Origin of the sequence: Campylobacter coli LMG 9860, assembly GCF_000254135.1 — a bacterium.
GTDB lineage: Bacteria > Campylobacterota > Campylobacteria > Campylobacterales > Campylobacteraceae > Campylobacter_D > Campylobacter_D coli.
This window is the reverse complement of the sequence record NZ_AINS01000011.1, coordinates 62,557-76,125: the sequence shown is the minus strand read 5'-3', so window position 1 is coordinate 76,125 and position 13,569 is coordinate 62,557. Positions and strand designations below refer to the sequence as shown.

11 protein-coding genes are annotated in these 13,569 nt (G+C 31.6%); 5 read left to right on the top strand and 6 right to left on the bottom strand.

Going from position 1 to position 13,569, the window contains the following annotated elements:
• Positions 1-1,715, bottom strand: a 1,715-nt coding sequence (lepA, locus tag CCO88_RS02315; RefSeq protein WP_002786139.1) for a translation elongation factor 4, incomplete at its 3' end; no start/stop codon positions are given.
• A 125-nt stretch (positions 1,716-1,840) separates the two neighbouring features.
• Here lepA and cmeD point away from each other — a divergent pair.
• Genes cmeD through cmeF form a run of 3 tightly spaced genes read left to right on the top strand, consistent with a single transcriptional unit; the run spans position 1,841 to position 6,872 of the window.
• Positions 1,841-3,115 carry a multidrug efflux RND transporter outer membrane subunit CmeD gene (gene cmeD / locus CCO88_RS02310; RefSeq protein ID WP_002779066.1) on the top strand — a complete coding sequence of 425 codons (1,275 nt, stop codon included), beginning with the start codon at positions 1,841-1,843 and terminating at the stop codon, positions 3,113-3,115.
• Positions 3,112-3,852 carry a multidrug efflux RND transporter periplasmic adaptor subunit CmeE gene (gene cmeE / locus CCO88_RS02305; RefSeq protein ID WP_002780321.1) on the top strand — a complete coding sequence of 247 codons (741 nt, stop codon included), beginning with the start codon at positions 3,112-3,114 and terminating at the stop codon, positions 3,850-3,852. Before cmeD ends, cmeE begins: the two co-directional genes overlap by 4 nt.
• A gap of 2 nt (positions 3,853-3,854) precedes the next feature.
• Positions 3,855-6,872, top strand: coding sequence for a multidrug efflux RND transporter permease subunit CmeF (gene cmeF, locus CCO88_RS02300; RefSeq protein ID WP_002839240.1), 3,018 nt, complete (start codon positions 3,855-3,857; stop codon positions 6,870-6,872).
• 23 nt (positions 6,873-6,895) lie between these two features.
• On the opposite strand, the gene CCO88_RS02295 is transcribed toward cmeF, so the two are convergent.
• From CCO88_RS02295 to CCO88_RS02280, 4 genes are read right to left on the bottom strand one after another with little or no spacing between them, the layout of a single operon-like run.
• Positions 6,896-7,702, bottom strand: a complete 807-nt coding sequence (locus CCO88_RS02295) for an adenylosuccinate lyase (protein ID WP_002839238.1) — start codon at positions 7,700-7,702, stop codon at positions 6,896-6,898.
• Positions 7,703-8,422: an arginyltransferase gene (locus tag CCO88_RS02290; RefSeq protein WP_002819984.1), complete on the bottom strand. Its 720-nt coding sequence runs from the start codon at positions 8,420-8,422 to the stop codon at positions 7,703-7,705.
• Entirely contained in the window at positions 8,422-8,658 is a 237-nt protein-coding gene (locus CCO88_RS02285; RefSeq protein WP_002790188.1) for a hypothetical protein, read from the bottom strand. The genes CCO88_RS02290 and CCO88_RS02285 overlap by 1 nt, the downstream gene beginning before the upstream one ends.
• Complete coding sequence (locus CCO88_RS02280) at positions 8,658-10,100, bottom strand: acetyl-CoA carboxylase subunit A (protein WP_002779072.1); 1,443 nt, start codon at positions 10,098-10,100, stop codon at positions 8,658-8,660. Before CCO88_RS02280 ends, CCO88_RS02285 begins: the two co-directional genes overlap by 1 nt.
• Positions 10,101-10,235: 135 nt before the next feature.
• Between CCO88_RS02280 and ftsW the strand changes: the two genes are divergently transcribed.
• The gene (gene ftsW / locus CCO88_RS02275) at positions 10,236-11,399 is read left to right on the top strand and encodes a putative lipid II flippase FtsW (protein ID WP_002839236.1); all 1,164 of its coding nucleotides are present in this window, start codon (positions 10,236-10,238) and stop codon (positions 11,397-11,399) included.
• Entirely contained in the window at positions 11,396-12,412 is a 1,017-nt protein-coding gene (gene murG / locus CCO88_RS02270; protein ID WP_002780313.1) for an undecaprenyldiphospho-muramoylpentapeptide beta-N-acetylglucosaminyltransferase, read from the top strand. Before ftsW ends, murG begins: the two co-directional genes overlap by 4 nt.
• Here murG and CCO88_RS02265 read toward each other — a convergent pair.
• Positions 12,405-13,565, bottom strand: a complete 1,161-nt coding sequence (locus tag CCO88_RS02265; RefSeq protein WP_002780311.1) for an MFS transporter — start codon at positions 13,563-13,565, stop codon at positions 12,405-12,407. The genes murG and CCO88_RS02265 overlap by 8 nt on opposite strands.
• Positions 13,566-13,569 lie beyond the last annotated feature (4 nt).

The following is a 13,569-nucleotide window of genomic DNA, read 5'->3' as shown; positions in this document are numbered from 1 at the left end:
TTTTGCTTTTCTAAAAGCTTTCTTTTTCTAGTAATATCCCCACCATAGCATTTTGCGGTTACATTTTTACCCATAGACTTAACCGTTTCTCTTGCGATGATTTTATTGCCTATGCTTGCTTGAATAGCTACTTCAAAAAGCTGTCTAGGAACTATTTCCTTCATAGCACTAACAAGTTCTCTTCCTTTACTTTGCGCTTTTTCATTTGGCACGATAATACTTAAAGCATCGACATTTTCACCCGCTACTTTAATATCAAGCTTTACTAAATCCCCTACACGAAATTCAATAGGCTCATAATCAAAGCTCGCATATCCTTTTGTTAAAGACTTTAATTTATCATAAAAATCCATCACAATCTCATTTAAAGGCACATCGTATTCCAATAAAACGCGTTCAGGAGTGATATAATCCATCTTAACCTGCACTCCTCTTTTTCGATTTAAAAGAGTGATTAAATTTCCTAAAAATTCACTAGGGGTAATGATAGTAGCTTTTACATAAGGCTCTTTGATATGATCGATCTTATTCACCGGCGGTAATTCGCTTGGATTTTGAATTTTTATAAGCTCTCCATCGGTTTGATAAATCTCATAAGTTACAGTTGGTGCTGTGGCGATTAAATCAAGATTAAATTCTCTTTCAAGTCTTTCTTTAATTACTTCCATATGTAAAAGCCCTAAAAATCCTACCCTAAAACCAAAACCTAAAGCTAAAGAGGTTTCAGGCTCATAAGTGATGGAGCTATCATTAAGCTTTAATTTATCCAAAGCATCTCTTAAGTCTTCAAATTTATCCGTTTCTATAGGATAAAGTCCTGCAAATACAAAAGCTTTAGCCTTTTCAAATCCCCCTATGGCTTCTTTGGCTTTGTTTTTTACTAAGGTGATAGTATCGCCCACTTGCACATCACCTACTGTTTTAAGCCCAAGCACTACAACCCCTACTTCGCCTGATTGCAAGGATTGAGTTTTGATAGGACTTAAGGGATGAGGATAAAAAAGATCTTGAACTATATGTTTTTTTTCTGTACTCATTACCAAAACTTCATCATTTTTAGCAATGCTTCCTTCATAAATTCTAACCAAAGCCAAAGCCCCTAGATAATTATCAAACCAAGAATCATAAATTAAAGCCTTAGTAGGAGCTTCATCATCTGTTTTTGGTGCAGGGATTTTAGTAATAATTGTTTCTATAAGCTCTTTTATACCCACTCCTGTTTTTGCACTCACGCAAATTGCATCTTTGCAATCTATACCTATAATATGCTCGATTTCATGCTTTACTTTCTCAACATCAGCATTAGGTAAATCGATTTTATTAATCACAGGAATGATTTCAAGATTATTTTCAAGCGCTATATAAACATTAGCTATAGTCTGTGCTTCAACACCTTGAGAAGCATCTACTACAAGCAAAGCCCCTTCACAACTTGCCAAAGAACGACTCACTTCATAAGAAAAATCCACATGGCCAGGAGTATCAATAAGATTTAAAACAAAATTTTCATTATTAAATTTATAATTTAAACGCACTGATTGTGCTTTTATGGTGATACCACGCTCTTTTTCTATATCCATAGTATCCATAACTTGTGAACTCATCTGCCTATCGCTAATAGCACCACACTCGCTAATAATCCTATCTGCAAGAGTAGATTTTCCATGATCTATATGTGCTATGATGGAAAAATTTCTAATATTTTTTACCGACAAAATTTCATCCTAAATATAAAATTTTAAAGCTAGGATTTTAACAAAATTTATGTTTAAAACAAATAAATTTTATTTTATATAAAAAACTTCAATTGAAATTTATATAAAGCATATTAAAATATCAAATGCTTGAAAAATATTTAAAATCAGCTATATTTTTAGCTCTTTATCCCTTAGCAATGCTAGCTTCTAATTTGCACGAATTTATAGCACTAAGTCAAAATAATGAATCCTATCTCATTAAGCAAATGCAAAGCGAACAAGCAAATTTAGACAAAGAACAAGCTTTTAGAAATTACCTACCCTCTCTTAGTCTAAACTCAGCTTATGTAGCCAACAATAAAGATCGCTTCATTATCGATCCACAAGAAAGTTTATTTGCTAAAGTTTCTCTTAATTTTTTACTTTTTGATGGGGGTGCTAGAGAGGCTAATTTAAGAGCTTTAGAAAGCAAAGAAAAATTAAGCCTTTTAGACAAAGAACAAAGCAAAAATTACCTTGCCTTAAATGCAATCACACTTTATTTTAACACCCTAAGTCTTAAAAAAATTTTACTAGCCAATCAACAAAAAGTAGCTTTTTTAAAATCAACTTTTGAAAGATTGCAAAAATTTTACGACGCAGGACTTAGCCCTAAAGATGAACTTGAAAGCATTAAAGCTAAATACCATTTAAGCTTATTAGAGCTCAGTCAAAATGAATTAAAACTTGCCAATATACAAAAAGAGATTAAAATTTTAAGTGATACAGATTTTAAAGTGCAAGGGAATGCTTTTTTAGAAAATCCGCAACAAGAAAAAAGTCAAAACTATGAAGTAATGATAGCTAAAGAACAAATCAATCTTGCTAAAGAAAGTGTAAATTTAGCAAAAGCTGAATATTTTCCAAAATTTTATATTCAAGATAATTTTAACTTTTATAAAAACAATTATAATCCAAAAGTTCCAGCTCCTTTTGTAAACTTAGCAGATCAATTCTTAGAAAAATATTCTCAAGGTAATCAGTTTATTTTAGGTATGGAATGGAAAATTTTTGATTTCAATGCAAGGGCTAAAGAAGTTGAAAAAGAGCGTTTAAACGTTCAAATAGCCAATGCAAACGCAAGATTTAGTGAGAGAAAAAATAAAGAAGAATTAAATTATTTAGACAAAAGTTTAAAAGTTTTACAAGAACAAATTTTAGCTCTTAATCTTAGCTTAAATGCTGCAAATTTGGCTTTTGAAAGTGTAGATAAAAAATACCAAGCAGGACTTGTTTCTTATGTGGAATATCTTCAAGCTTTAGAGGCTAAATTTAAAGCACAAAGCGATTTAGAGCTTGCTAAAAATGAATTTGAAATTACTAAAGCAAATTATTATTTTAATGCGGGTATAGATCTTAATTCAAAGGTTAAAGAATGAAAAAAATTCTATTTTTACTTCTTGCTTTTAATTACGCCTTTGGCGAAGAAATTTACGCGAGTTTCAATGTAGAAGCATCAAAACAAAGCAAGCTTGCCCTTGAAAGCATAGGTTTAGTTCAAAAAATTCCTGTAGAAATTGGACAAAAAGTCAGCAAAGGAGAACTTTTACTTGCTCTTGATCAAGAAAGTGAAAAAATAGCTCTTCAAAATGCTCAAAATTCTTATCAACTTGCCCTTGTAGAATACGAAAATACCAAAAGCAGAATGCAAAAAATCAAAGCTGTAGAAAATGTTATAGACAAACAAAGCTATGAAGATATGAAAGCTAAATTTGATGCAGCTAATTTAAATTTAATCAAAGCAAAAATCAATATAGCTTATTATAAAAATATCATGGCAAAAAAAGAATTGCGTGCACCTTATGATGCTATTATCGCAAACAAATTTATACAAGTGGGCGAAGGAGTAGGAGGAGTAGCTCAACCTTTAATAGAAATTTTTTCCTATCCGCAAAGCAAACTGATTTTAAGTTTTGATGAAAAATACAAAGATAAAGTTAAATTAGGTGATGATTTCTTTTATAAAATCGATCAAAATGGCACAGAATTTAAAGGACAAATCAGTCTTATTTATCCAAGTATAGAGGTAAAAACAAGAAAAATTTATGCTGAAGTGCAAACCACAAATTTAACACCAGGGCTTTTTGGTGAAGGTAGAATTATCACTAAAGATTAAAAATGTTTAAACTAGCTATAAACCGACCTATTACCGTGCTGATGTTTTTCTTAGCTCTCATGATTTTTGGGCTAATCTCTGCTTTTAGCATGAGTGTGAATTTATTTCCTAATGTTTCCATACCTCTTATAAAGATTACAAGCAAGGTAAATGGAGATTTAAATTTCGTAGAATCAAAAGTCACTAAAGAAATAGAAAATGCTTTAAGTGAAATTGATGGAGTAAAAACCATAACCTCAGCTGCGTATGATAATTTTAGTGTGAGTGTAGTGGAGTTTAAACTGGGTAAAAATCTTGAAGTAGCTGCTAATGATGTGCGTGATAAAATAGGAACTTTAAGCCTACCTTCTAAGCCTGAAATTGAAAAAATCGGTTCAGATTCTGGTTCTGCTATTTCGCTTTTTTTATATTCTAAAGATAAATTACAACTCATGCGTGAAATCAATGATAAAATAAAACCTTTTTTGCAAAGAGTTGAAGGGGTAGGTAAAATCGAAGCTAAGGGTTTTTTGGAACCTCAAATTCGCATAGAATTAAAACCAAATGAACTTAGAAAATACAATCTTAACGCCCTTGATGTAGCGAATATCATCAAAAGTCAAAATTTTAAACAAGCCCTAGGCGAACTTAATAACAATCAAGATAACTATATCATCAAAGGCTATTTTGAAGCCACAAATTTAGAAGAACTTAGCAATCTTCGCATAAAAACAGGAGTATTTTTAAGCGATATTGCTAATATTTCAAGCCTTTATGAAGATGAAAAACAAAGTGCTTTATACGAAGGTAAAGAAGGGGTGCTTTTAGAACTCGGAAAAATCACAAATTATAACACCCTTGAAATGATTAAAAATGTCAAAAATGCCTTGCCTATTTTAGAAAAACAAATTCCAAAAGATATAAGCATTAATATGCTTTATGATAAAAGCTTAAATATCCACAAGCACCTTTCTCAAGTGATTTTTGATATGGTTTTGGGGATTTTTCTAACCCTTGTTATCGTGTTTTTATTTTTAAGAAATTTAAGTGCAACTCTCATTGCTTGCATAGCTATACCTACTTCTATCATTTCAACTTTTTTTATTATCGATCTTTTAGGCTATGATTTAAACCGCTTAACTTTTATAGCTTTAACCTTAAGCATAGGAATTTTTATCGATGATGCTATAGTAGTGATTGAAAATATTGCTAAAAAACTAAAAACCTATCCGCCTTTACAAGCTGCTTTTTTAGGTATCAATGAAATAGGTTTTAGCGTTTTAAGCATCAGTATAGTTTTACTTTGTGTTTTTATCCCTATTTCTTATATGAACTCTATACCAGGGCTTTTTTTCAATGCCTTAGGCATAAGCGTTGCAAGTGGGATAGTTATAAGCTTTTTGGTTTCTGTATTTTTAATACCTAGTATTGGGGCAAGATTTTTAAATCCAAAAGAAAGCAAGTTTTATGAAAAAACAGAAGCTTTTTTTGAAAAAATAGAGCAAAAGTATGAAAATTTACTCTATAAAATTTTACAAAATAAAGCAAAATTTATCCTAGCCACTCTTGTTTTTGTAGGGCTTTCTTTTGCTTTAGCTACTCGTATAGGGCTTGATTTTTTACCTATGGAAGATGATAGCGAAATTCAAGTTTTGCTTGAAAGCAAAAAGGATTTAAGCTTAGAAGCCATGAAAGAAAAAAGTTTAAATTTGCTTGAAAAAATCAAAAATGATAGCAATGTCAAATACGCTTTTTTACTTGTAGGCTATGATGATGCCAAAGATGCTACAAAGGCTAAAATTTATGTTAAACTTAAAAATTTAGACGAAAGAAATTTAAGACAAAGCGCTATAGTAAGTTTATATCGTCAAAAATTTCAAGATGAGAGTTTAAAAATCAAAATTTTAGAACTTCCAAAGATAGAAGGTGCAGGCATTGATGATCCCGTGCAGTTTTTAATCTTAGGAGATGATTTAAACACTCTAAAAGAAGCAGCTTCTCGGGCAAAAGAAATTTTAGATACTAATGCACGCATTGTAGATATAAGCGATAATGCTAATACTACAAAAGATGAAGTAGCCTTACACATCAACAAAGAAAAAGCTAAACTTTTAGATGTCAATCCTCAATATATCGCTGGGGTTTTAGGGTATTCCTTCTCGCAACTTAGCGTAGGAAGTATGGATAGAGGCAATTCAAAAGATGATATTATCCTAAGTTTTGCTCCAGAATTTAAAAAAGACATAGAAGCTTTAAAACGCATTAGTATTAAAAACAACCAAGGTGTAAATTTAGAACTTTCAAGCGTGGTGGATTTTATATACAGTAAGGATTTAAAAACTATCAATCGTTACAATAAAAACCGCTCTGTGAAAATCACAGCTGGAGTAAATGATCTTTCTTTAGGAGCGGTGCAAAAACTTTTACTAGATAATATGGATAAAATTTTAAATAATAATGCAAGTCTTAGCTATGCTTTTTCAGGCTTTATCAATCTTTTAGGTGAAACCGTGCAAGGTTTTGCTATGGCAGTAGTACTTGCTTTTGTTTTAATTTATCTTGTTTTAGCCGCACTTTATGAAAGTTTTATTCTGCCTTTAATCATCATGATAACCATGCCTTTAGCCTTTGGCGGAGCTTCTATAGGGCTTTTTATCACAGGGCATAATTTTTCGCTTTTTGTACTTATTGCCATCATCTTGCTTTTTGGTATGGTGGGGAAAAATGCTATTTTACTTGTGGATGTGGCCAATAAAAAATGCCATGAAGGTTTAGATCCTGATAAAGCTCTTTTAATCGCTGGAAAATCACGCTTAAGGGCTATATTGATGACAACTTTTGCTATGATTTTTGCCATGCTCCCACTCGCTCTTTCAAGGGGTGCGGGCTATGAAGCTAATTCTCCTATGGCAATAGCCATTATCTTTGGACTTATAAGTTCGACTTTGCTTACCTTACTCGTAGTACCTGCACTTTTTAAATTTTGTTTTAAACTAGATAGCAAATTAAGAAAAATTTATGAGAGAGAAAAATTAAATTAACCAAAATGATTAATTTAATTTTTTTAAGTATTATTCTTATAAAGTGCTTTTAAGTTATCATAGGCGATTTGTATTTTTTCAAACTGTTCTCTTGCGTAAGCTTTTTCTATTGCACTTTTTCCTTGATGAAAATCAGGATGATAAAGTTTTACCAAAATCAAATATTTTTGTCTGATTTCACTAAGATCATTTTGCGGAGTGCATTCTAAAGTATTAAAATAATTACTAAAAAGCTTAGCTAAAGCATTAAATTTCCATTTCATATTTTCTTTATTGTGAATATTTTGGCGAAATTTTTTATACTCTTCGCGGTCAACTTCAAAATTCACGCAATATTTTAAATGCTCGCTCTCATTTGCAAAAGCTTTAAAAAGTTCAAGGGTATTCTCGTTTTTATATTCTAAAATTAGAATATTTGTCATTTCATTATATTCTATATTATGATCTTGAAAATAATTTCTTATATAAGTAATAAATAATTTTTCATTAGAGCTTAACTTCATCAAAATTCTACCCGCAACAAAATCAATCTTGATAAACAACATAGGCTTAAGCATATTATTTTGCTCAAAAATTAATCTAAAAGTTTTAAAATGAGCATCTTGTAAATTCTCTATACCTTCATTTGTGCTTTTACGATATTTTTGATCTAAAACTTTTAAGAAATAACGGCGCTGTGGAATTTCATTTTCTTCAAAAAAAGAAAAAATTTTATTTTTACGCCCTACTACCTTTGTGAAATTTTTGGTAATTAAGTCTTTAAAATACTGAAAAACATTAATATCATCGGTATTAACATTGATAGTTTCTAAAGTTTGCACGATTTGCATCTATTTCTCCCATAAAACCTCATTTTCAAAAAGCTCTTTAGTGCCTTTTAAAATTTCATTGGGTGTATAATCGGCTTTATACGATAAAGATTGACACTTTTTTACAAAATATCCCAAATAAATATATTTTAATTTTTCTTTTTTGGCTATCTTTATTTCGCTAAGTAAAGAAAATTTACCCAAAGAAAGATGAGAAAAATCTGGATCATAAAAGCAATAAATACTAGAAATTCCATCTTCAAGCCAATCGATTAAATCCACACAAACAAGCTTATCCTCCGCATAAAAAGCAAGCTCATAGCCAAAATTCATAAATCCATCAACATAAAGATTGTAATATTGTCTGAAATTTAAATCATATCTTTTCCAAGTTTTTTTTTCTTCCATAAAGCGGTGATATTTATCATACAAAAACAAATGTTCATTACTTAGTAAAGGTTTTCTTAATATGATTTTGGTATTTGTGTTTTTATTGATCACTCTTCTTTCGCTGCGCGAAAATTGATATTCATCTACTAAAATTCTAAGGCTTAAACATTCTTTGCAATCCTTGCAAATAGGACGAGAAAAATACCTACCAAAACGACGCCAGCCACGCCTGATAAGCTCGCTATTAATTTCCTTAGAGCAATTTTCTATATATTTGTACTCTATCCTAGAACGCCTATCTTTTAGATAAGGACATTCGTCTTCAAGAGTACAAAAACCAATTTCTAGCATTAAATTTTCTTAATATCTGCATTTTTAATAAATTCCAAAAACTCATCCTGTAATTTTTCTTGTTTTAAGAAAACCTCTTGCATTTCTTTATCTAAGTTCATTTCTGGTGGCTGTGTTTTTATCTCTTTATTGAAATGCTTCATATCCTTTTTATTTGAGTTTTTAAGGTTTTTTTGTTCCTTAGAATGAGTTTGCATTTCTTTTTTTATACTCTTAAGACTATCAAAAAAATCCATTATTCTCTACTTTCGCGTATTTTCTTTAAAGTAGCTGCGATTGCAGCGATAACTTCTTCTTTATTATCTTGATGGCGATCTTCGGTATTTTCTAATAATTCTTGCATATGAGTTTCTATGAAAGAAGTGTCAAAATACCCTCTTCTAAATTCTCTTGTTTTAGTAATCGCGATCAAAAATGGTATAGTTGTTCTAATATCTATGGTAAATTCTTTCAAAGCTCTTTCAAGTTTATTAACCGCTAAATCATAACTTGTAGCTTTTATGATTAATTTTGCAAGCATAGAATCATAATAAGGAGGCACGGTATAATCTTTATAAATATGACTGTCCACCCTTACAGATGGTCCAAGTGCTGGATAATACTCCCCTATCTTACCTGGACTTGGAATGAAATTTTTCCATACATTTTCAGCCGTAATCCTTGCTTCTATAGCAAAACCTCTTGGCTTGATATCACTTTGTTCTAGATCTAAAATTTCCCCGCCTGCGATACGAATTTGACGCACGATCAAATCCACACCCGTAATTTCTTCAGTTACAGGATGTTCTACTTGAATTCTTGTATTCATTTCCATAAAATAAAAGCGGTTATAATCATCAAGTAAAAATTCTATAGTCCCCGCATTTGTATAGCCAACAGCCTTAGCAGCAGCCACAGCAGTAACACCCATAGTTTTTCTTAGATTGTCTGAAATTCCAGGACAAGGTGCGATTTCGATCACTTTTTGATGTCTTCTTTGAATAGAACAATCCCTTTCGCAAAGATGGATAATATTTCCATAATTATCCCCTAAAATTTGAAATTCTATATGGCGAGGATTGACTACATATTTTTCCATAAATACTTCATCATTGTTAAAATAAGTCAATGCTTCTCTTTTACACGAATCAAAAGCATTTTCTAATTCTTCTTCTTTATGAACGACACGAATTCCTCGTCCTCCGCCACCCCCTGAAGCTTTTAAAATCACAGGATAGCCTATCTTCTCTGCAAATACTTTGATTTCATCCATACTATAAGCATTTAATTTTTCCGTTCCTGGAACGATAGGAATCCCATTTTGAGCCATTAATTTACGAGCTATGTTTTTATTTCCCATTTTGTGGATAACTTCAGATTTTGGACCTATAAAAATAATTCCTGCTTCCTCACAAGCTTTAGCAAAATCATAATTTTCACTTAAAAATCCATAACCAGGATGTATAGCATCAGCCCCACAAGCTTTAGCAATTTCTATAATTCTTCCTACATCCAAATAACCCCTTATAGCATCTGTGCCTATGCGATAAGCTTCATCGGCAATTTTTACATGCAAACACTCACGATCAGGTTCTGTAAAAACCGCAACACTTTTAATATGTAAATCCCTACAAGCACGGATTACACGGACAGCTATTTCAGCACGATTTGCTATAAGAATCTTATGAATTTGTACCATAATTTGCCTTTATAAATTTTATTTACATATCTCATATTCTAGCAAAATATCCTTACAAAAACTTAGCAAAAAATTTAATTTATTTTAGTTATAATAAACTTTTAAATTATTCCGAAAGAAAAATTACAATTTTACATGATTGCCGATAAAAAATTATTTTATTTAAGTTGCATTTTAATAAGCATAGGTATAGTATTTTCATATTCTCTTACTGTTTTTACTGTGCTTTTTTTTGATTATAATGAATTTCACTTTTTTATACGCCAACTCTTTTTTGGGCTTAGCGGTATATTAATCATGTTTTTTATTTCTCGTCTTGATCCTGATAAAATACTTGCTAAAAGAATTATCCTAGCCATACTTATAGGCTCTTTTATATGTATTATTATCCTGCCTTTTTTACCCTCTGCTTTGGCGACTGCTAGTGGGGGCGCAAAGCGTTGGATTCGCTTAGGACCTCTTTCTATTTCACCTGTGGAATTTTTTAAAATAGGACTGATTTATTTTTTAGCTTGGAGTTATACAAGACGCATTGATGATAGCAAAAAAGCGATTAAGCATGAAGCTTTAATTCTCTTGCCTTATTGTATTTTAGCTTCTATCGTGATAGGCTATATTTACATCACACAAAATGATTTAGGGCAAAGCGTTATTTCTTTCTTTTTAATTTTAGCTCTAGCTTTTTTTGCAGGTGCTAGCAAAAGACTTTTTGCCTTTGGAATTTTAATCATTATGATGATAGGAATCATGGTAATTTTTAGCAATCAAAGGCGTATCCAAAGGATAGCTTCTTGGTGGGGAAATATACAAGATGCTTTCTTGCCTATGCTTCCTGATTGGATGGCAGATTCTTTAAGGGTAAGTGGCAATAGCGAGCCTTATCAAATTTCACACTCCTTAAATGCCATAGCTCATGGAGGGTTATTTGGTGAAGGACTTGGGCTAGGTACTTTTAAACTTGGTTTTTTAAGTGAGGTGCATACTGACTTCGTTCTTTCAGGTATCACAGAAGAGATAGGACTTTTTGGCTTGGGGCTTATTTGTTTTATTTATCTTTGGATGATTTTAAGAATTTTTAGAATTGCAGGAAGATGTGAAGAAAAACAAGATTTTATATTTTGTTCAGGCATTGCTTTGCTTTTACTCTTTTCATTCTTTATGAATGCCTTTGGTATCATTTCTCTTACGCCTTTAAAAGGGGTTGCAGTACCTCTTTTAAGCTATGGGGGAAGTTCAATGTGGGCAATTTGTATAGGAATTGGATATGTTTTAATGATTTCAAAAAAGGTTAAATTATGACAATAGTTCTAACAGGTGGCGGAACGGGTGGACACCTAGCCATTGTGCGATGTTTACTAGAAAGTGCGATTAAAAAAAATATAGAGTGTGTTTATATAGGAAGTCAAAATGGTCAAGATAGAGCTTGGTTTGAAAGCGAAACTCGTTTTAAAGCGAAATTCTTTTTAAGTTCTCGTGGGGTTGTCAATCAAAACAAACTTGGAAAAATCAATTCCTTACTCCACACATTCAAGCTTAGTAAAGAATGTAAGCAAATCTTTAAAGATTATGATATCAAAGCGGTTTTTAGCGTAGGAGGATACAGTGCTGCTCCTGCTTCTTTTGCTGCTTTGTTTTCACACTTGCCTTTATTTATTCACGAGCAAAATTCAAAAAGCGGTTCTTTAAATAAACTTTTAAAGCCTTTTGCTAAGCAATTTTATAGCGCTTTTGAAAAAGAAATCGTACCCTACCCTGTGGCAGATAAATTTTTTGAAAAAGCAAGAATTCGCAAAGAATTAAAAAATATCATTTTTCTAGGCGGATCCCAAGGAGCTAAATTTATAAACGACTTAGCCTTAAACCTAGCTCCAGAACTTCAAAAAAAAGGCATTAATATCATTCATCAATGCGGAAAAAACGAGCTTGAAAAGTATCAACAAGCTTATAAAGACTTAAATATACAAGCTGATGTATTTGACTTTAGCCCTCATTTAGAAGAAAAAATGCAAAATGCAGATTTGGCTATTTCGCGAGCGGGTGCAAGCACACTTTTTGAACTTTGTGCCAATACTCTACCAAGTATTTTCATACCCTACCCTCACGCTGCTAAAAATCATCAGTATTTTAATGCTAAATTTTTACAAGATAAAGCTTTATGTCAAATTTTTATGCAAAATAACACCTATCCTGATGAAATTTTAAAAGCTATATTCAAGCTAAATTTAGAAGATATTTCTACAAGGCTTAAAGATATGGCACAAAAAAATGGTGCAGATATTTTGCTTGAAAAGGCATTAAAGCTTATCAAATAACTTTGCTTTTATAGGCTAAATATCCAAAAATATTAACAAGTATGCCCACGATAAAAAGTATACAAATAGAGCTTGTAAAATTTCCAAACATATCATGGAAAAATCCTATGATCCATTGCCCTTGCGCTGCGATTAAATATCCAAACCCTTGAGCAAAAGCCGAAAGTCTTGCAGCTATTTTTGCATTAGAACTTTTTTGAGCGATAAAAAGCAAAGCAATACCAAAAACACCACCCCAAGGAAACCCCACAATAAATGCAGCAAGCATAATCATAAACCGAGTATCAAATGCAAATAAAATTCCAAAAGATACCGCATACATCGCGCACAATATAGCTATATAAGGCGTATGTAAACTCTTTTTAAGTTTTCCTAAAAGCAAGGGACCAAAAAGAGAGATTGGAGCGGCTACAAGTTGAGAAAAAAGTACCATATTGGTTGCAAAATCTTTATCATAGCCTTTTTCTACGATTATTTGCACATACCAAAAAAACAAAGAATAAGCCAAAAAACTTTGAAAACCCATAAAAAGAGTGATTTTCCAAGTGGTTGGATTTTTTAAAAGATTGATTTTTTTACTCTCTTTTTTCTTGGTACGAAAAAAGCGGCCATTTTTAGCTTGGGGATAATAAATCATTAAGGCAATAAAAGAAAAAACCGACCAAAAAACCATAGCACCCGCTAAATCAAATATATTTAACAAAGGCATAGATAAAGCAATTCCTGCTATAGAAGAAATGCTTAAAACAAGACTATAAATTCCCATCATACTTGCCATTTTTTTAGGAAATTTTTCCTTAATAAAACTTGGCAATAACACATTGGCAATAGCTATACCACAACCTATACCAAGCATTCCTAAAAATAAACCATAAACACCTAAATAAGAACGAATAAGTTCTGCGATAAAAATAAGAAAAATTCCAACAATAATCGCACAAATAGGAGAAAAATAACCCACTATAAAAGAAATGCTACCAAAAGCTATCAAAGGAAGGCTAGTAAGCACACCTGCAAGAGTGGAATTAAGATTATACTCATCTTGGATAATATCGATCATGGGTCCTATCGCAGTAATAGGAGCCCTAAGGTTAAATGCTACAATTATGACAATAGCAACATTTAACCAAAAAATTTTTCTAAAAGAAAGCATTAAA